This is a genomic window from Shewanella sp. SACH (genome assembly GCF_001887095.2).
GTDB lineage: Bacteria > Pseudomonadota > Gammaproteobacteria > Enterobacterales > Shewanellaceae > Shewanella > Shewanella baltica.
Genome location: NZ_MPDG02000001.1, coordinates 547884 through 566347 on the forward strand (window position 1 = coordinate 547884; position 18464 = coordinate 566347).

Below are 18464 nucleotides of genomic sequence, written 5' to 3' on the forward strand. Positions count from 1 at the left end.
CCGGCGGGTTTTAACGCACTTTATGCTGTGTTGGTTATTTTTAACTTAGCCCGCTAGGTCCGCAAATAACCGCCTTGCCTAAAGTGCGTTAAACTCCCGCTGAATCCTGCATCTTCAGGTTGTTTGGGTATATGTCGCTATGACGCCTAATAGCCAATTTGATGCAGTGATTTCAATCAGTCCCAGTTTATGGTGGGACAGTGATTGGCTAGTGCTTAAGTCGGCAGAGTTATTACCAGCTAAGCGTGCAAAACCACTGCGCTGGTTTTTGAGTATGGCAAGTGAGCCCAATGAAATGGCGAGCGCGATTGCGGCGCAAATTAAGCAGTTGCAAGACGGCTTAGGTGCAAACTCAACGGGTAACGCATCAAAGCAACTGCATTGGTTTTACAAACATTTCCCCGATGAAACCCACGACAGTACGCCGCTTGTTGGCAATATTGAGGCGTTAAAGACCCTTTTTGCCGGTTGGAATGCTGTGCCTGAAATTGCCGTTATGCCACTCAAGGACCTAAAACACTTCTATCGACAAAAGAGCGCTGAGTTTGGCTATGAATTTCCACTCTTTGCTCAGCAATATAATGTTTATGGACTCAAAGCGACTTATGAACAAAAAACGGCTTGGGGCGTTGAAATTCTCGCAGAGGGGACGCGGGTGTTCCCCAATTCAGAGGTGTTATGGGACAGTTTAGCGACCGCCTATGATCTGGATGGGCAGCTTGAGCAGGCGATAAAAGCCTCCGATAAAGCCGTGCTACTGGCAAAACAAACGGATTCCGTGTTTTTAAATGAGATCCTCAGTCAAGCTAAGCGCTTGCAGTCGCAAGCGAAAAAGTAACCGCTCCAAGAGACAGCTCAACTACAAAGTTGCAACATGTTTGGACAAGTCTCACGCGGCTAGGTAATCTTGTGATCTTTTTGTTCGCTGAGAATTTATCTTGCCTGCCAACCTGTTATTACTGCTTGCCGCCGCGATTTGGGGCTTTGGATTTGTCGCCCAAACCTTAGGCATGGAACATCTTTCCCCCTTTGCGTTTAATGGTATTCGCTTTTTAATGGGGACGTTTAGCTTAGTGCCTTTGGTGTGGTACTTGCGTCGGCAAAATAAGCTGCATGTGAGTGCGCCAAAGGATTTAGTGCGCGGCAGTTTGCTGGTTGGGGTTTTACTGTTTGCGGGCGCGTCATTTCAACAGGTCGGTTTGCAATACACCACAGCAGCGAACGCGGGCTTTATCACAGGCCTATATATAGTGTTAGTGCCTGTGCTTGGGTTAGCGCTAAAACATACGACCGGCTTGAATACTTGGCTTGGCTGCGCGATTGCCGCGGTCGGTTTGTATTTTTTAAGCGTTAAAGATGGCATGAGCATAGGTTATGGCGATGCCTTGCAGTTGGTGGGCGCCTTGTTTTGGGCATTGCACATTTTGGCGGTGGATCATTTTGCCAAGCGGATTTCGCCCGTGGTGTTAGCCATGATGCAGTTTTTTGTCTGCGGCGTGCTGAGTTTGATGGTGTCGGCGGTAATTGAAGTCACCACGCTCGACGGCGTGATGGCGGCTTGGGGTTCACTTTTCTATGCTGGGCTGATTTCGGTGGGAATTGCTTATACCTTGCAAGTGTTGGCGCAGAAAAATGCGCATCCTGCCCATGCAGCGATTATCCTCAGTTTAGAAACGGTATTTGCGGCCATTGGCGGTATTATTTTCCTCGATGAGAGTTTGAGTGTGCGGGCATTATTCGGCTGTGGCTTGATGTTGCTGGGGATGCTGATCTCCCAAGTGCCGCTGCGTTACTTAGTCAAATCTCGGCATCAAAAAGTGACTTAAACAAAAACGCCGCTGGCATCTGCTTAGCGGCGTTTCTATTTTATGCATTTTTTAAAAAGCGTTTTAAGTGCCATTTAAGTGCTGTTTGAAAGTGCTATGGCAAATGTACTCACTAAATGTGCTAAGTGTTCGCTCGTCGTAAAGGTTAACGGCTTAATCTATCGAGCACGAGATCATCACCCAGAGCATAGAGGGATGCTACCAGTTGCTCTTCTTGGGCGAGATCTGTGAGTCCAAGGCCGATAGTCGCCCGAAACAGAGCGATACCTGTGTGGCCAGCGGTTTCATATTGGCTACTAAACTGCTCGATATTGATGCCAAGGGCGTTGATCTTATTTGAGATATCGAGCACGAGTCCGGGTCTGTCATAGGCTACTAGGTTGTAGCTTAAGCGTTTGATGGGTTTAAGCGCGACCGAGGTTTTGGCATAGGTGAGGGTGAGGCTATCGATGCACTCCAGCGCCTCAATAAGCTCATCCATACGCAGTGAAGGCACTTCAAGTAACAGAATTGCGGCAAAGATACCGTCGATATGGCGCAATTCCGAGTCGAGCCAGTTGCCGCCGTGACGGCTAACCGCATGGGCGATTTGTTCTACTAATCCTTTTCTATCAGGTGCTTGTAGTGTGATTAAATATCGTAGCATAGTGACTGACTCCTATTTTTTGTAAAAGGCACCTGTTTTAAAACGGGGTGTAACACAACTGTCATCTTTGCGTCATATAATCCAACGCACTTAGAATAAAGGATGTTGTTATTGCTCAGTTTACGTTCAAACAGTGTAAGCATAGCACTCGGCAAATCCTAGCGAAAAAACTCGCTGGCTATTAATAATAGAGGTTCTTAATGGAAAGTCAGGTCACTCAACCTGGTCCTGCATCGCACAGTATGCTTAAAGGCGGACGCTCGAATCGCAGGGCATTTAAGGATAAAGCGGCGCAAATCGGCGTCACTATCGGCGGCACTATGGTGTTTGTCGCCTTATTGTTGATCTTCTTTTATCTGTTGTATGTGATTAAACCCATTTTCGATAGTGCTGATGTCACGCCGGTTAAGACGGTGAGCTATCAACACGCGGATGTACCTACTTTAATGGTGGGCGCTGAAGAGCAAAATGAGGTGATGTACCGTGTAGCCGTTGATGGCCAAGTGGACTTCTATACCGTTGCCGACGGTAGCCTACTTTCTAGCTTTACACCGCCGTTGCCAGCGGGCGTGACTGTGACCAGTGCCGCCGTTGCCGTGCCGAGCGAACAGCGTTTTGCGCTGGGATTAAGTAATGGTCAGGTCCTAGTGGCTGGCCTAGAGTTTGGTTTAAGTTATCCAAACAACAAGCGCTTAATCACGCCTAAACTGCGTTATCCCGCAGGCGAAACCCCAATTACAGTCGATGAAACGGGCAGTGCGATTCATAAACTGACCTTCACCTACAGTTCAGACAAAATGAGCTTTGCCTATCAAGATGAGAGCGGCGTTTGGCGCCTGACTCGCCTCGAAGGGCAAGAGAACATGATGACTGAAGAAGTGGAGTGGGTGTCTACGACGTCACAAATTCAAGATGCACCGAAGAAAGTCTCCCATGAGCTGATGACGCCCGATCAACGTCAATTGATGTTGCAAACTGGCAATAAAATCTTCGTGTACGACATCCGTGATACTGACAGCTTAGATCTGCTGCAGGTGATTGATGTTGAACGTGCTAAAGCCCAAGTGAATAACGTGGCTTTGCTGGCGGGCGCAAGTTCCTTACTGGTCAGCTACGACACAGGTATTGTGGCCCAGTACTTCCAAGTCAGTGGTCCAAAAGGGCGTTTATATCAAGAAATCCGCCAGTTTGATGACTTACCGCCTATTGAGTCCATTACCTCTGAATTCTACCGTAAGAGTTTTGCGACTGTGAGCCCTGAGGGCGAGCTGACATTGCTCTACACCACGAGTCATCGTGAACTGTTTGACGAAAAATTCGACCTTAAAAACCCCGGTAAAATGGGCTTTACCCCACGCTCAAACGGCATAGTCGTTGAAGCGGACAAAAAGCTGCATATCTTCAGTGTGGAAAACTCACACCCAGAAGTGTCATGGAGCGCCATGTGGGACAAGGTATGGTATGAAGGTTATCCTGAGCCTAAATACGTATGGCAATCGACTTCGGGTTCTGATGATTTCGAAGCTAAGCTGAGCTTAATGCCATTGGCCTACGGCACAATGAAAGCGGCATTTTATGCCATGTTATTTGCTGTGCCTTTAGCCATTGCCGGTGCGATTTACACCGCTTACTTTATGTCGCCTAAGGTGCGCGGTTTAGTGAAACCGACCATCGAAATCATGGAAGCCTTACCAACGGTTATCTTAGGTTTCTTGGCGGGTCTGTGGTTAGCGCCGCTGATTGAAGAACATCTCCCCGGTATCTTGATTTTACTGACCCTGTTGCCGACCTCGATTCTCGCTTCGGCCTATGGCTGGAGTAAGTTACCTGCCATTTGGAAACAACGTTTACCCGAAGTGTATCAAGAGCTGATGTTGATCCCTGTGGTCTGTTTCGTGGGTTGGTTCTCTTTTGCGGTCAGCCCTATCATCGAAGTGGCGCTGTTTGATGGTAATACTCGTCAATTTATCACCAACGAACTGGGCATCACCTTCGACCAACGTAACGCGCTGGTAGTAGGTATCGCCATGGGCTTTGCTGTTATTCCAACGATTTTCTCTATCGCGGAAGATGCGATTTTCTCTGTGCCACGTCATTTATCGAACGGTAGCTTAGCCTTAGGTGCGACGCCTTGGCAGACTCTAACTCGCGTGGTGTTGTTAACCGCAAGTCCGGGTATTTTCTCGGCCATCATGATGGGCTTAGGCCGCGCTGTGGGCGAGACCATGATCGTACTGATGGCCACCGGTAACACCGCCATTATGGAATGGAGCGTGTTCGAAGGGATGCGAACCTTGGCAGCAAACATTGCGGTTGAAATGCCTGAGTCGGCTATCGGTAGTTCGCATTACCGTGTGCTCTTCCTCGCGGCGTTCGTGCTATTCATCTTTACATTCTTCTTTAACACCATTGCAGAAGTGGTGAGACAGCGTCTACGTGAACGCTATAGCTCGCTGTAACGGGGATAAGACAATGACATTAAATACTATTTCGCCAGTGACCTTGAGAGGTTTGTGCAATGGGTAAGTGGGTAAAATCAGGCTCGCCATGGATATGGATGACGGGCGGTGCGGTGAGCATCAGTTTGATTGCCGTCTTAGGCTTATTACTGTTAATCGCTTGGCGTGGCTTAAGTTACTTTTGGCCAGCAACGGTTTACCAGTGGGAACTCGAAGATAACACGGGTGTACGTTCGACCTTAATTGGTGAAGTTTACGATAGGGAAGAAGTACCGACTGAGCGTTTGATTGCTGCGGGCCATGTGTTTAAAGAGCATCCTGGCGAGTTCGTGACCCGTTACTTAGTGAAAACCGGTAACCGTGAGTTTGTAGGGCTAGATTTCCGCTGGATATTAGGCACTGACATTCTGAGCCGTTCAACGCCAAGCGATGTCGCCATGATTGAGCGGGCTAAAAACGGTAACTTCTACGGCTATCCAATCGCTGTGATTGAAAATGGCAAGCGTCTGGATTTAGTCAACGATGCGATTGAGTCATCCTTAATGGAGCATATCGACCGCGCTGTGGCCTTATCGGACAAAGCGGTAGATTTGCAGAAGCAAGACATTGGCTCGATTAACTACGCTATTGAAAAGCTGCGTTTACAGGAGCGTCGTTACGAGCTTGATGGCGAGCTGACCGACAGCAATAAAGCTGACTTAGTGGCTAAGCGAGCGCAACTGCAAAAAGATTACTTAGTGCTTGAAAAAGAGTTATTTGCCCTGCGTGATGACGCGGCACGAGATTCAGTAATCGTGCGTGATATGCGCGGTGAAGAAGTCGAGCTTAAGCTAGACACAGTGCTGGATGTGACCTATGTGAACCACTTAAGCCTGATCGGTAAAATTGGTAAATGGTTCGTCGGTATTGGCCGTTTTGTGAGTGACGACCCGCGTGAAGCTAACACCGAAGGCGGCGTTTTCCCGGCGATTTTCGGTACTGTGTTTATGGTGATGTTGATGGCCGTTATCGTGACGCCATTTGGTGTGGTTGCGGCAGTTTATCTACATGAATACGCTAAGAAAGGCCCAATCACTAAGATGATCCGTATTGCGGTAATTAACTTAGCGGGTGTGCCATCAATCGTGTATGGCGTGTTTGGTTTAGGTTTCTTCGTCTACATGATGGGCGGCTCTATCGACCAACTGTTTTACGCTGAAGCATTACCGTCACCGACCTTTGGTTCGCCAGGGGTGATTTGGTCGGCATTGACCTTAGCGATTTTGACTCTGCCTGTGGTTATCGTTTCGACCGAAGAAGGTTTGAGCCGTATCCCAAGTGCGGTGCGTCAAGGTAGTTTGGCACTGGGCGCAACGAAAGCTGAGACACTGTGGCGCATTGTGATCCCAATGGCGAGCCCAGCTATCATGACGGGTTTGATTTTAGCGGTCGCCCGCGCCGCCGGTGAAGTGGCACCACTGATGTTGGTAGGTGTAGTGAAATTAGCCCCAACATTACCACTGGACTTTAACTTCCCGTTTGTGCATTTAGAACGTAAGTTCATGCACTTAGGGTTCCATATTTATGATGTGGGCTTCCAGAGTCCTAACGTTGAAGCGGCACGTCCTCTGGTGTATGCAACTTCCTTCTTGCTGGTGTCTGTGATTGTGGCACTCAACTTGACGGCCATTGGCGTACGTAACCACTTGCGTGAAAAATATCGTTCGCTTGAGCACTAATCAGCGATTATCCTGAAAGTATTAGGACTGAATATGATTTCTATAGATTCGACAGCAATGAAAACCAATAACTTTGATTTAGCGAACTTAAGCCAGACCGACACCGCGTTGGAGATCCGTAACTTAGACTTGCGCTATGGCAGTAAACAAGCGCTGTTTAATGTATCGATGAAGATCCCCAAGAAGCAAGTGACCGCCTTTATCGGCCCCAGTGGTTGTGGTAAATCGACGCTGCTGCGTTGTATTAACCGCATGAACGACTTGGTGGATAACTGCCATATCGACGGTGAAATTTTGCTGCATGGCCAGAATATTTACGACAAGAAAATCGACGTCGCGGCCCTGCGCCGTAACGTGGGCATGGTGTTCCAGCGCCCGAATCCGTTTCCTAAGTCGATTTATGAAAACGTCGTTTATGGTTTGAGATTGCAAGGGCTGAATAACCGTCGTGAACTCGACGAAGCGGCCGAGCGTTCACTGCGCGGCGCGGCGATTTGGGACGAAGTGAAAGACAGATTGCACGATAACGCTTTTGGTTTATCTGGCGGTCAGCAACAACGTCTGGTAATTGCCCGTGCCATTGCCATCGAGCCTGAAGTGTTATTACTCGATGAACCCACATCGGCACTCGATCCGATTTCGACATTGACGATTGAAGAGCTGATAACCGAGCTTAAGACTAAATACACTGTGGTTATCGTGACTCACAACATGCAACAGGCGGCGCGGGTATCGGATCAAACGGCCTTTATGTATATGGGCGAATTGATTGAATACGCTGATACCAATACGATTTTCACCACGCCGAAAAAACGTAAGACCGAAGATTACATCACAGGACGTTACGGTTAATCAGCTCGGTCGCTATCGGATAAAGCCGCAACCGCAGGCTTTGAGCATGCTTGGTAAACAGTTAAGTAAAAGGTTGGCTAAATGGAAAACATGAATTTAAGTAAGCACATCTCAGGACAGTTTACCGCTGAGCTGGATGATATCCGTAACCGCGTACTCGCTATGGGTGGCTTGGTTGAACGTCAGCTCGAGCAAGCCATTGACGCACTCAGTGCACTGGATGCGGAACTCGCCCAGCGTGTTATCGAGGGCGATCACAAGGTCAATGGTATGGAAGTGTCTATCGACGAAGAGTGCACCCGTATTATCGCCAAGCGTCAACCTGCGGCCAGCGATTTACGCCTGATTATCGCCATCTCAAAAACTATCGCCGATCTTGAGCGTATTGGTGATGCCTGCGTGCGTATCGCTAAAGCAGCGTTAGATAAGCGTTTGAATAATCAACAACCTTTACTGGTTAGCATTGAAAATATGGGCCGTCACGCGACCCGTATGTTGCACGCGACCTTAGATGCTTTGGCCCGTATGGATGCCGATACTGCGTTAGAGCTGCACAAAGAAGATGCCAAGCTTGACCGTGAATACGAAGGCATTATCCGCCAGTTAATGACCTATATGATGGAAGATCCGCGTTCTATCCCTGACGTCTTAGACGTACTGTGGGCGGCGCGTGCGGTTGAGCGTGTTGGCGACCGTTGTAAAAATATCTGTGAATACATCATCTACTATGTGAAAGGCAAAGACGTTCGCCATACTTCCTACGAAGATATGGAAAAGGACATGAAAAGCTAACACACGCATTAATCTGCTGTTGTAATGCCTGAATACAACGCTCCGCAGTCTCTGTGGAGCGTTTTGCTTTTAGGATGCTGAGCTAGGATCGTGAGATAGAGAAGTGAGCTAGGATTTTGGGCTATGGATTGTGAAATTGGATAGTTAAATTGGAGTGTGAACTGGCATTCTGGATCAGTACCGCGAATAAAGAAGGTCATTTTTGTGTTTACAATAAATTAACCTTTGTTTAATCTGATGCTTGCAACAAACTTTAGCTGCTGGAAAAGGGCGGTAGACCTAGATAGTGAAAGCAGTCGAAGCCTAAGTGCTAGCGTTTTTGTGTTTAGCTGTGGATTGATATCACAGCACCTTAATCTCAGAATTTAACCGCCACCCCTATTTGTTACCGCTAAGGTTTGGGGTTCGCAGCGCAACGGAATGGGCGCTGTGTCGGCGATAACATGGATAAGTTGATGAGCCCATTATTGTATTCTTTAAAGCAAGGTTTCGAAGCCCTTAAAAGTATTCGAAATCATATTTCTGAAGCGAATTTACCCGCTGATTTCCCCCGCGCTGAATTACCGCCACTGTCCGAGGACGCTAAAGCCGAGCTATTGCAGCTATTAGCGCCGCTAGAAGCCTATCGAATTGAAAAGCTTGAAACTAAACTCTCCCGTAAAAAATGGGCGAAGCGTCTAGGTTGGCTATTGTGCCTGCCCGCACTGGCTTTTGATTTAATCTCGTTAGCCTCTAACCATGACCCAACCATTTTGAGCCTGATCGTCCTCGCCGGCATTTTGATGTGGGTTCATCTGCCTGAAATGCAATATAAGCGCCATTACAAATATAAAATATTGCCTGTTTTACTCAAAAAACTAGGGGACTACCGTTATAGCCCCGACTCCTGTGTCAACCTTGATTCAGTGGCTGATTTCGAACTTATGCCCCGTTTTAGCAAGCAACAATCAGAGGATCATATTCGCGGCAAGGTAGAGGATATCAGCTTCGAATTTTGCGAATTAACCTTAAAATCCCGCGGCAGCAAGTCAGACAAGATCCAATTTAAAGGTGGGGTAGTGATCATGACGATGCCCTTTAGCTTTGAATCCCATACCGTCGTCAGCCAAGACTATGGCTCTCTTGGTAACACCATGGCAGGCATAAAGAAACCCAGAGTGAAACTCGAAAGCGTGACCTTTGAGGCCATGTTTGAAGTGTATTCACATGACCAACATTATGCGCGATATCTGTTGTCTCCTGCCGTGATGGAACGCCTCGTTGAACTGGAACAGTTATTCCGTAAAACGGCGCGCGGATCGGGGCTGAGTATCGAATTTAAAGCCAATAAAGTGCTGATCATGGCGAGCTATTTTGGCAATTTATTTGATACCGTCGATATCAATTTACCCACCCATGATATGTCGAAAATTCCGCAGTTACAGCAGGAGTTAGTCTTGATTACTGGCATCATCAAACAGCTAAAATTGGATTATCTTGCAGCGCAAAATCTGGCGACACAGCAGACACTTGAGAGGATTAAGACGCTAGCGGGTTAACTAGAGCTGTTCTTTTCTCTGTATTTTGAACTGTACTTTGAGCAGGCTTTTATTCGTCGTGAGAAGAGGTTGCTTCAGAGGACTTAGCGTTTGCAGGTATCCACTCATAAAGGCTTGCCATGGCATTTACTCATCGACGCGGTGAATAGAAACCTAGGGTTTCTGAGCTTATGAACGAGAGCCATGGACGGCGAACTGGCCGTTAAACTGGGATGTTGTTCAAGTCCATCCGTGGATGCTCGACCGCCCCGTCCATGGGGCGGACGGTCGTCTCGCTAATCACCATGACTCACCTTTCGAACATTCTCGTAATCTGTTGATTTACAAGTTATAAAACAGTTTCCATCTGTAGCAAAGGCCATTTCTGACCATTAAACTCTCTAAACTTTGGCTCTTTGTCTACGGATATAAAGCCATATGACTTGTAGCAATTATAAGCTGCTACGTTTTCAGTAAATACAGCTAAGGTAGCAATTTTGAACTGTTCACATTTCCTAACTTCTGCGATAGATAGAAAGTGCGATTAAAGCTCTACCATATCCAAGCCCACGATATTCGGGATTAATGACAACTCGACACAGGCGTATTTCAGTTTCACTGATGTGCTGAAGCTCAATAAAGCCAAGCTTGTCATTACCACTAGATAAAACCATAAACTCAACTTCAGGAAGCTGACTACGGTTTACCATTTCAGTTTCCGAAAGTGGCCAACCGAACATCCAACCACCCCAAAGTAGGGATTCCTTTTCAGTTGAGAACCATGAAATGACTTCCGTTGAGTCTTGAGCTACAAACTTTCTTAAATTCATAGATCCTTCCTATCTCATTGATTTTGAATTAACTAAGTACAGCTAAACCACCTCAAAAGCTCTTAACTTTCTACTTACTAGTGCCGGAGTTTATTTGCTTTATAACGCTTTAAACAGCGGAAAGACCGAGCGCTTTGGCCGTTGTTTGGCCTGCGAGGGATTTCCCGATGATTTAACTTGTTAGGAGACATTTACCAAAATGCCTCAACTTGACTGATTAGAGTTTCAACGGATATGTCTGCACCCACCAGTTTTTTACCACTTAAATTCACCCCCACAACCCTATTTTTTTGATTAATGAGTGGTACGAATAATTCTTTAAATTCAGTCCATTTAACTCCTCGTGGCTCGACACTAGAAAGTAAACCTGGGTTCAGTTTTTTTAACCGAAGGATTCTAGATTTTGATGACCATACGGGAAATGAAACAGAATCATTGGGCAAGTCAAATTCTAACAGTGTGTCATTGGGTAGTGTTCCAAACCAGACGATTTGCGTATTCGCTACTTCCTCGTAGAATTTATTAGCTTGCGCCACTCCTGAACTCACTTTGTCTCCTAACGCTCGATTAACGGGTTAAAAATAGTGGGCTAAAATTGAGCGAAGCGAAGAGCCCGCTGTTTTTAATCCCTGTTTAATTTCTTGTTAGCTATACATTACTCACCGTACTCAGATAAGTACAATTTAATACCGAGTTCCCCCATAACACTCATGGCTTTAGGGGTTAAAATTGCGCCACCGCCACAAGCATTTTCTCTAATAGAAAAGCCAACGTCTGCAATATAACTTGAAGGTGTTAGATTTAGAGGATTTTCCAACAACCAACTTTCAAGTTCTTGAATCTGGATAGGAAGTTCCCAATGGTCTTTTGCTAAATGAGCTAACTTTTCATTCGAATGTTCAACTTTGATATAAATTGGCACTCAAGCTCCCTGTATATCTAACATTTTATTAGTGCGCATGCGCGTTTACCTCATTAGACCAGTGAAAACGCGCACACTTAACTACCTGTATGCAAAGAATTTATCAGCTTTTTATCAAATACATCATCCGGAAAAACGTGCATGCGCGTTTTCCAAACCTATTAACTAATTTTGGAAAAGTATATACAAATGATTTTAAAGGGTTTTGTTAATTTTAGGCTGGATAAACGCGCAAACTAATGAGTGTAAAACACTCAAAAGCATCTAAATTTAAATACGACTGTATACCCATACATTGTTAGTCGCTTTACGGTAGGGTCAAACATTAGGTAAATGGATGAGATTTTGTAGGGCAATTCATTCGTCAGTTTTCGATTCACTAAATAAATGCTAGCAAGCTTTGGATCAATAGCTTTTTAGCTGAATGAAAAGCGAGAGGGTTAGTGAGGATTGGCATTGTTGCAACAGTGACCGTTGGCGGCATGGATGCAGCCGTCGAGCCCTCAGGGACGAGTTTATGGCGAGTCACTGGGGAAACAATGACAATTCATGCTGCACAACTGACGATAAAGTTATCTTGCTTTGGGGCAATAGCAGTTTAGCTACCAGTACAAACAGCTAGAGGGGTCGTGAGGATTGGCATTGTTGCTACAGTGACCCTTGACGACATTAATGTCGTCGTTGAGCCTATAGGGATACTTTCTTAAATGAAAGGGCGGCGAGTCAATTGGAGAAACAATGACAATGAATGCCATCTAACTGTCGAGAGTCTTATCGCAAACGATAGTGAACCAGTATAACGGCCGCTGCAGTTCTGGCTGCAGCGTGCTCGCAGAACTGACCGATTACTCTTTCCTAACTTCGCTTACCTTTACCCCAATTCGCTCACCCAGTGCAGGCGGGTAGATATTCTGATAGCTCAAGCAGGTTACAATCTGGGTCGCGGATATAAACAGAGTTTATCCGGCCTGTGGCGCCGGTTCGTAGCACTGGTCCTTCAATGATTTCAATCTGAAGAGCGTTTAAATGCGCGATCACTTCTTCTATGTTATGGCTGACTACAAAACACAGATCGGCACTGCCGGGCGTGGCTGTCGCGGCCTTAGGTTCAAATTCGGCGCCCGCTTGGTGCAGATTAATCTTTTGGTCGCCAAAACTTAACGCAATACGCTGATTGCCAAATACCACTTTCTTCATTCCGAGCACGGCTTGATAAAATTCGACGCTGACGGCGATGTCTTTTACGGTTAAGACCAAATGATCTAAGCGGGTTACGCGCATTTTACTTTCCTTAGAATGGCTCAGAGTGGGCTCTGATTTTGAACGCTATCTCTACACTTGAGACGAATAAGAGTCAGATACCTTACATCATGTGCTGGTGCAAAAGTGACTCTGTGGTAGCATTTGTGGCGTTTTTTTGCGTAAATATTTTGTGCCTACTATATCCCTATGACCGAATGAGAGTGTGATGAAGAAAACCTTAGCCCGCGGCTTAATGAATCTATTACCTATGGCCTTGAGTTTGTGGCTGTTTTGGTCGCTGTTTGTATCGTTAGATGGTTTAGGAATTGTAATTTTAGAGTTGGTAGGGATTAACCAACACTTTGTTGGCGCCGGTTTTATGCTGGTGGTGGCATTAGTTTTTGCGGTGGGCCTGTTGTTTTCAGTCAGTCCGATTGTGTGGCTTTATGGTTGGCTTGAGCGCCAGTTGATGCGTTTCCCATTGTTTAAGTCGGTTTATGGCAGTATCCGTGATATCGCCTCTTTGATGAATCGAGATGGCAAGCCGACCAGCCAAAAGACAGTGTTAGTGAAACAGGCGAATGGCAGTTTTGTGGTGGGATTTATCATGACAGATACGCCGCCGCAGCCATTGTTAGATGCGTTGCCTGAGGGCGATTGGGTGCCTGTGTTGTTCCAATTGAGTTACCAAATGGCGGGCGTGACTAGCTTGATCAAACGGGATGATTTAATCATGGTCGACTGGTCGTTTGAAGAGGCGATGCGCTTTAATTTAACCGCTGGCATTTCGCAGACACCGACTCAGTAATCGGATGTTGGTTCAAGCGTTTTAGCGTTTAAAATTAAATTTGATGATTTTTGTGGTATAATTTTTTGGCGACCAATATGGTCGCCATTTTTTGTGCTAAATATTCTAATTATAAATTTGTTTTATGCTAAAGGCATGCTTTGACTGCCTTAGTGGTGTTAACGCTATTTATCCATCAATCATCGGCTGTCAAAGTCGTGTGTTGTTAATCCCGTTTTTCAGATCCTGTCACGTTTAGCCATAGCGAGTCGTTGCATTGATCTGTGGGATTGAGCCCATACTGGTCATAGATGAGCCCCGCAGCATTAAACATATTTTGAGTATAAGTTTTGTTCTATCTCTCCGTTGGTGCGCTGAGATATTTGGAGAGTGAACCCGCTAGAAATAGGGAGAGTCAATGTCGATCAAGTCGAGTATTAATCCGCCGGTATTTTATTCGTCGGTCTTTTTCATCATCTTGATGGTGATGATTTGTGCAGTATGGCCCACAGAGGCTAACACCGTTTTTAGATCAATACAGTCATGGATAGAAGTGAAAGCCGGTTGGCTTTACATTCTGAGCGTGGCGTTTTTCCTGATTTTTATCATCTTCGTCATGGTCAGTCGCTTCGGCGATATCAAACTCGGGCCAGATCATTCTGTGCCGGATTACAGCTATAAAAGCTGGATTGCCATGTTGTTTTCGGCAGGTATGGGTATTGGCCTGATGTTTTTTGGGGTCGCCGAACCTGTAATGCACTATCTGGCGCCGCCAGATGCTACACCTGAGAGTCTCGCCGCCGCAAAAGAGGCGATGAAGATTACTTTCTTCCATTGGGGACTGCATGCTTGGGCGATTTATGCCGTAGTGGCATTGAGTCTGGCCTACTTCTCCTATCGTCATAAGTTACCGCTACTGCCACGAAGTGCCCTTTATCCCTTAATTGGTGAACGCATTTATGGTCCTATTGGCCATATTGTCGATACCTTTGCCGTGCTCGGCACTATGTTTGGGGTGGCGACATCACTGGGCTTTGGGGTGTTGCAAGTTAACTCGGGTCTAAGTTATTTATTTGAAGGTTTACCTAATAACGCTGTAGTGCAAGTGTGCTTGATCATCGGCATTACCTTGCTCGCGACGCTGTCGGTGTTTTCTGGCCTCGACAAAGGCGTCAAGCGTTTAAGCGAACTCAATCTTGGCCTCGCGATTATCTTATTGCTTATCGTCTTGATCTTGGGTCCTACTGTCATGCTGTTACAGGCCTTTGTGCAAAACACTGGCAGTTACTTAAGTGATTTAGTTGGCAAAACCTTTAACTTGTACGCCTATCAACATAAGGAAGATTGGCTCGGCGGCTGGACCTTACTCTATTGGGGCTGGTGGATTTCTTGGTCACCTTTTGTCGGTACCTTTATTGCGCGCGTGAGCCGCGGTCGTACCATCCGTGAGTTTTTGATTGGTGTGTTATTTGTACCATCGGCGCTGACCTTCCTGTGGATGACAGTGTTTGGTAATTCGGCGATTGATTCGATTATGAATCAAGGCGCAACCTACCTTGCCGAGGCGGTGAATACCGATGTGTCAGTGGCCTTGTTTGTGTTTTTCGAGCACATGCCGTTCCCGACCTTACTCTCAGGGATTGCGATTTGTTTAGTCGTGACCTTCTTTGTGACCTCGTCGGATTCGGGGTCCTTAGTGATTGATAATCTGACCTCGGGCGGCGATAACAATGCGCCTGTATGGCAGAGGATTTTCTGGGCACTGTTGCAAGGGGTTGTGGCCTCGGTATTGTTGTTAGCCGGTGGTTTACAGGCGCTGCAAACGGCGGCTATCGCTAGTGCCATGCCGTTCCTCGTGGTGATGTTATTCATGTGTCTGGGATTATTTAAAGCCCTGAAGAATGACTGGCTTAAGATCAACAGCGTGCAATTGCACAATACCAGTGTGCAGTACGCCAAAACCAACATGAGCTGGGAAGAGCGCATTGGCGTTCTCGTGTCGCATCCTACCCATGAAGAAGCGCAAGTGTTCTTGAATAATGTTGCTACGCCTGCTTTGTCTAAGGTGTGTCAACACTTTATGGCCAAAGGCATAGTGGCCGATCTCGAATACTTAGATGGCCGCGTACGTTTGGTGATCAGCAACGAGGTGAACTTGCCCTTTGTTTACGGAGTACGCACCCGTTGTTTTGACATCACTAACCCGATAGGGACTGAAATCGAGCAGGGCAATACCTTGTATTACCGCGCCGAAGTGTATTTAGAACAAGGTGGTCAGCATTACGATGTGATGGGGTATACCGAAGAGCAAATCCTCGCGGATGTGGTGACTCAGTATGAAAAATACTTACACTATTTGCATCTGTCGAATGCCGATCATGCCCACATAAGCTAAGTAATGTAAGTTAAGCAAGGTAAGCCAGTAACGTAAGTCGGTTTAGCTATTTGCGTCTACAAATCGCGCACCATTAACCCGCAAAGTGCGGGAGATATTGCCCCAAGTGATAACTCGGATTATCCTTGGGGCAATTTTTTTAGGGTTTGTTTTAGGGATTACACTATGTCGTCAGTGCCAGGCCAGAGTAAGTTAGACAAAGTATTAGCCGATGCGCGGGAGTACAAAGCTAAGCGTGAGGGCGGTTACCGTGAGCAGGCGTTAAAACTTTATCCTTGGGTATGTGGCCGCTGTACCCGCGAGTTTACTCCAAAAAACTTAAGTGAACTGACAGTGCATCATCGCGATCATAACCACGATAACAACCCGTCAGACGGTTCAAACTGGGAGTTATTGTGCCTGTACTGCCACGATAACGAACATTCTCGTTTCGAAGAACTCATCCGTTACGGCAGCACCACAGAAACGAAACAAGCGGCGGCGACCTACAATCCCTTTGCTGACTTGAAATCAATGCTGAAAAAATAGTCTTGTAGTTTTTTAGCAGGATGATATTGCGGAGAAGGTGGCGTTAGCGGACGGGTTTAGTCCTTGTCGGTTAAACGCGCCTCGGCAGCTAACCATTTATCACGGCTTAAAATATGCTGGTTTTCACTGCCTTCAAATAAAGCTTTGCGGGCGGGGAGTTGCTGGCAAATGGCCGCCTGTTGCGCTTCGCTGCTCGTGCGCCAACTGACGATTTCGTCGATATGTCGAAAGCAGCCCATGCAATAGTCTTCGTCATTTAAACCGCAGCGTGCGACGCAAGGTGAAAGCATAGGTGTCCTTTGGAGCCTTATGGCTAGTTAACTGAGTCTTCTCAGTTAACGACATGGTTGAGTGTTTAAAGGCCGCGATACTAACATTTTTTCGCATAAAGTCATCTTTAGGGCGCATTCCCTTGGCCTAAGGTGAGACAAGTATTTTTTACACTGGGCATGACGTGAACCAAGATAACCTGCAGCAACAACTCACTTACTCACAGCAATTTAGCGAACTTAATCAGTTGCTTGAACAGAGTGCAGCCCTGTGGCAAGTGCGTGCATTTGAAGTGAACGCTTTACCTTGGGCACAGGATTTTCCGCAGTTGGCCGAAGCTGTGTGGGCGCTGGCTGACGATGAGCTCGATGGACTCGATGCCGAGCAATCGTTATTGGTCAAGGCACTGTCACCGGCATTAAGCCTCGATCTTAAGGCGTTAGGCCAAGATTGGGACTTGTCATTGCTTACCGCATCCATTTCCGAACGTACGGTTTTTAACGATAAGACGGTTACTGATAAGGCTGGCGTGGCTGAACAGTCGCTTGCGGGTAACACTGTTGCTCAACAAGATGGCTTGTCCTTTGACGATGAGGCGCATTTCAGTGCACACATCAAAGGTCGTAAATGGCAGCAAATTACCGCCTTTGTGCAGCATTTACCGCAGCTTAATTTACCTGTGCTGGAATGGTGTGCAGGTAAAGGGCATTTGGGCCGCTTGATTGCCAAAGCCCGCGGCGCCGATGTGGTGAGCTTAGAATGGCAAGCGCCATTATGTGAAGCAGGACAGGCCTTTGCCGATAAGTGGCAGTTGTCACAAACCTTTATTTGTGCCGATGCCTTTGCTATTGGTGCAGAGCATGCTGCGACAAACACATCCATAACCACGGTTGAACCACCAGCTCAACGCGCCTCAAATACCAATCCGTTAACAACTAATCCCTTAACCGCACGGCAGCAAGCGGTTGCGTTGCATGCCTGCGGTGATTTACATGTTCGGCTGTTAACGCTGGCGGCCGAGGCGGGCACGCAGGCGCTGGCGATTTCCCCCTGTTGTTATCATTTAATTCACGCGAGCCATTATCAGCCGTTATCCACTCTTGCTCAGCAGAGCAGCCTAAAACTCAGTCGCCATGATTTACAGTTACCGCTGCAGCAGAGTGTGATCGCCAATCCCAAACAACAGGCGCTGCGCCATCAAGAAATCGCGTGGCGCTTAGGTTTTGATGCACTGCAACGTGAATGTCGACAAATCGACGAATATTTACCTTTGCCCTCGTTAAAGCAGAGTCAGTTGAGCGGCAGTTTTACTGATTTTTGCCTGTGGGCGGCCGAGACTAAGGCCGTTAATTTAGCCAAAAATAGGGATTTTGAGGCTTGGGTTGATATAGGGCGACAAAGACAAAAATTAACTCGCCGCATCGATTTAGTGGCGCATTTATTTCGCATTGTACTCGAGCAATGGTTAATCTTAGATCGCGCTTGTTTTTTGCAGGAACAAGGATATGGTGTTTGCGTGGGTGAATTTTGTGCAAACAGCGTCACACCAAGAAATTCGCTGATTTTAGCGCAAAAAATGTCAGTATAATTTTGAGTGTCTGAAAATATGCTGTACTGTGATGTTTTTTATGAAGTATTTCTATATTAGCGCATTTAAGTTTAGTGATAGTGAATTCAGGG

At 46.6% G+C, this 18464-nt stretch carries 16 protein-coding genes and 1 pseudogene; 11 read left to right on the forward strand and 6 right to left on the reverse strand.

Annotated features, from left to right (window positions below; genetic code table 11):
• Positions 1–130 precede the first annotated feature (130 nt).
• Positions 131–838, forward strand: a pseudogene (locus BM607_RS02200) (alpha/beta hydrolase); the annotation flags it as partial.
• A 100-nt stretch (positions 839–938) separates the two neighbouring features.
• Positions 939–1826, forward strand: a complete 888-nt coding sequence (locus BM607_RS02205; RefSeq protein WP_012088774.1) for a DMT family transporter — start codon at positions 939–941, stop codon at positions 1824–1826.
• 145 nt (positions 1827–1971) lie between these two features.
• Here BM607_RS02205 and BM607_RS02210 read toward each other — a convergent pair whose 3' ends face one another.
• Positions 1972–2472: an ACT domain-containing protein gene (locus BM607_RS02210; protein ID WP_071939034.1), complete on the reverse strand. Its 501-nt coding sequence runs from the start codon at positions 2470–2472 to the stop codon at positions 1972–1974.
• Between the two features lie 200 nt (positions 2473–2672).
• Here BM607_RS02210 and BM607_RS02215 point away from each other — a divergent pair, with 200 nt between their 5' ends.
• The 5 genes from BM607_RS02215 to BM607_RS02235 all read left to right on the forward strand — a co-directional run bounded on the left by BM607_RS02215 (position 2673) and on the right by BM607_RS02235 (position 9831).
• Entirely contained in the window at positions 2673–4931 is a 2259-nt protein-coding gene (locus BM607_RS02215; protein WP_011846412.1) for an ABC transporter permease subunit, read from the forward strand.
• Positions 4932–4990: 59 nt separating this feature from the next.
• On the forward strand, positions 4991–6649 hold the full coding sequence (gene pstA, locus BM607_RS02220; RefSeq protein WP_006081066.1) for a phosphate ABC transporter permease PstA: 1659 nt from the start codon (positions 4991–4993) through the stop codon (positions 6647–6649).
• Positions 6650–6682: 33 nt separating this feature from the next.
• Positions 6683–7501 carry a phosphate ABC transporter ATP-binding protein PstB gene (pstB, locus tag BM607_RS02225; protein ID WP_006081067.1) on the forward strand — a complete coding sequence of 273 codons (819 nt, stop codon included), beginning with the start codon at positions 6683–6685 and terminating at the stop codon, positions 7499–7501.
• Between the two features lie 81 nt (positions 7502–7582).
• Positions 7583–8293, forward strand: a complete 711-nt coding sequence (gene phoU, locus BM607_RS02230) for a phosphate signaling complex protein PhoU (protein WP_011846414.1) — start codon at positions 7583–7585, stop codon at positions 8291–8293.
• 455 nt (positions 8294–8748) lie between these two features.
• Positions 8749–9831 (forward strand): DUF3137 domain-containing protein, encoded by a 1083-nt coding sequence (locus tag BM607_RS02235; protein ID WP_071939033.1) that lies wholly within the window; start codon positions 8749–8751, stop codon positions 9829–9831.
• A 494-nt stretch (positions 9832–10325) separates the two neighbouring features.
• Here BM607_RS02235 and BM607_RS02240 read toward each other — a convergent pair whose 3' ends face one another.
• The 4 genes from BM607_RS02240 to BM607_RS02255 all read right to left on the reverse strand — a co-directional run bounded on the left by BM607_RS02240 (position 10326) and on the right by BM607_RS02255 (position 12843).
• On the reverse strand, positions 10326–10640 hold the full coding sequence (locus tag BM607_RS02240; protein ID WP_212669150.1) for a GNAT family N-acetyltransferase: 315 nt from the start codon (positions 10638–10640) through the stop codon (positions 10326–10328).
• A gap of 191 nt (positions 10641–10831) precedes the next feature.
• On the reverse strand, positions 10832–11188 hold the full coding sequence (locus BM607_RS02245; RefSeq protein WP_071939032.1) for a DUF2750 domain-containing protein: 357 nt from the start codon (positions 11186–11188) through the stop codon (positions 10832–10834).
• Positions 11189–11295: 107 nt separating this feature from the next.
• Positions 11296–11562, reverse strand: a complete 267-nt coding sequence (locus BM607_RS02250; protein ID WP_012088863.1) for a hypothetical protein — start codon at positions 11560–11562, stop codon at positions 11296–11298.
• A gap of 885 nt (positions 11563–12447) precedes the next feature.
• Complete coding sequence (locus BM607_RS02255; RefSeq protein WP_071939031.1) at positions 12448–12843, reverse strand: VOC family protein; 396 nt, start codon at positions 12841–12843, stop codon at positions 12448–12450.
• Between the two features lie 187 nt (positions 12844–13030).
• Between BM607_RS02255 and BM607_RS02260 the strand changes: the two genes are divergently transcribed.
• The 3 genes from BM607_RS02260 to BM607_RS02270 all read left to right on the forward strand — a co-directional run bounded on the left by BM607_RS02260 (position 13031) and on the right by BM607_RS02270 (position 16514).
• Entirely contained in the window at positions 13031–13612 is a 582-nt protein-coding gene (locus BM607_RS02260) for a DUF502 domain-containing protein (protein WP_071939030.1), read from the forward strand.
• A gap of 397 nt (positions 13613–14009) precedes the next feature.
• A complete protein-coding gene (locus tag BM607_RS02265) occupies positions 14010–15986 on the forward strand; it encodes a BCCT family transporter (RefSeq protein WP_006081074.1) in 1977 nt (658 codons plus the stop codon).
• A gap of 165 nt (positions 15987–16151) precedes the next feature.
• A complete protein-coding gene (locus tag BM607_RS02270; protein WP_006081075.1) occupies positions 16152–16514 on the forward strand; it encodes a YajD family HNH nuclease in 363 nt (120 codons plus the stop codon).
• A gap of 56 nt (positions 16515–16570) precedes the next feature.
• Here the strand turns inward: BM607_RS02270 and BM607_RS02275 are convergent, their stop codons facing one another.
• On the reverse strand, positions 16571–16804 hold the full coding sequence (locus BM607_RS02275) for a DUF1289 domain-containing protein (RefSeq protein ID WP_006085323.1): 234 nt from the start codon (positions 16802–16804) through the stop codon (positions 16571–16573).
• A gap of 164 nt (positions 16805–16968) precedes the next feature.
• On the opposite strand from BM607_RS02275, the gene BM607_RS02280 reads away from it, so the two are divergent.
• The gene (locus BM607_RS02280) at positions 16969–18372 is read left to right on the forward strand and encodes a methyltransferase (RefSeq protein ID WP_071939029.1); all 1404 of its coding nucleotides are present in this window, start codon (positions 16969–16971) and stop codon (positions 18370–18372) included.
• The last annotated feature ends 92 nt before the right edge of the window (positions 18373–18464 follow it).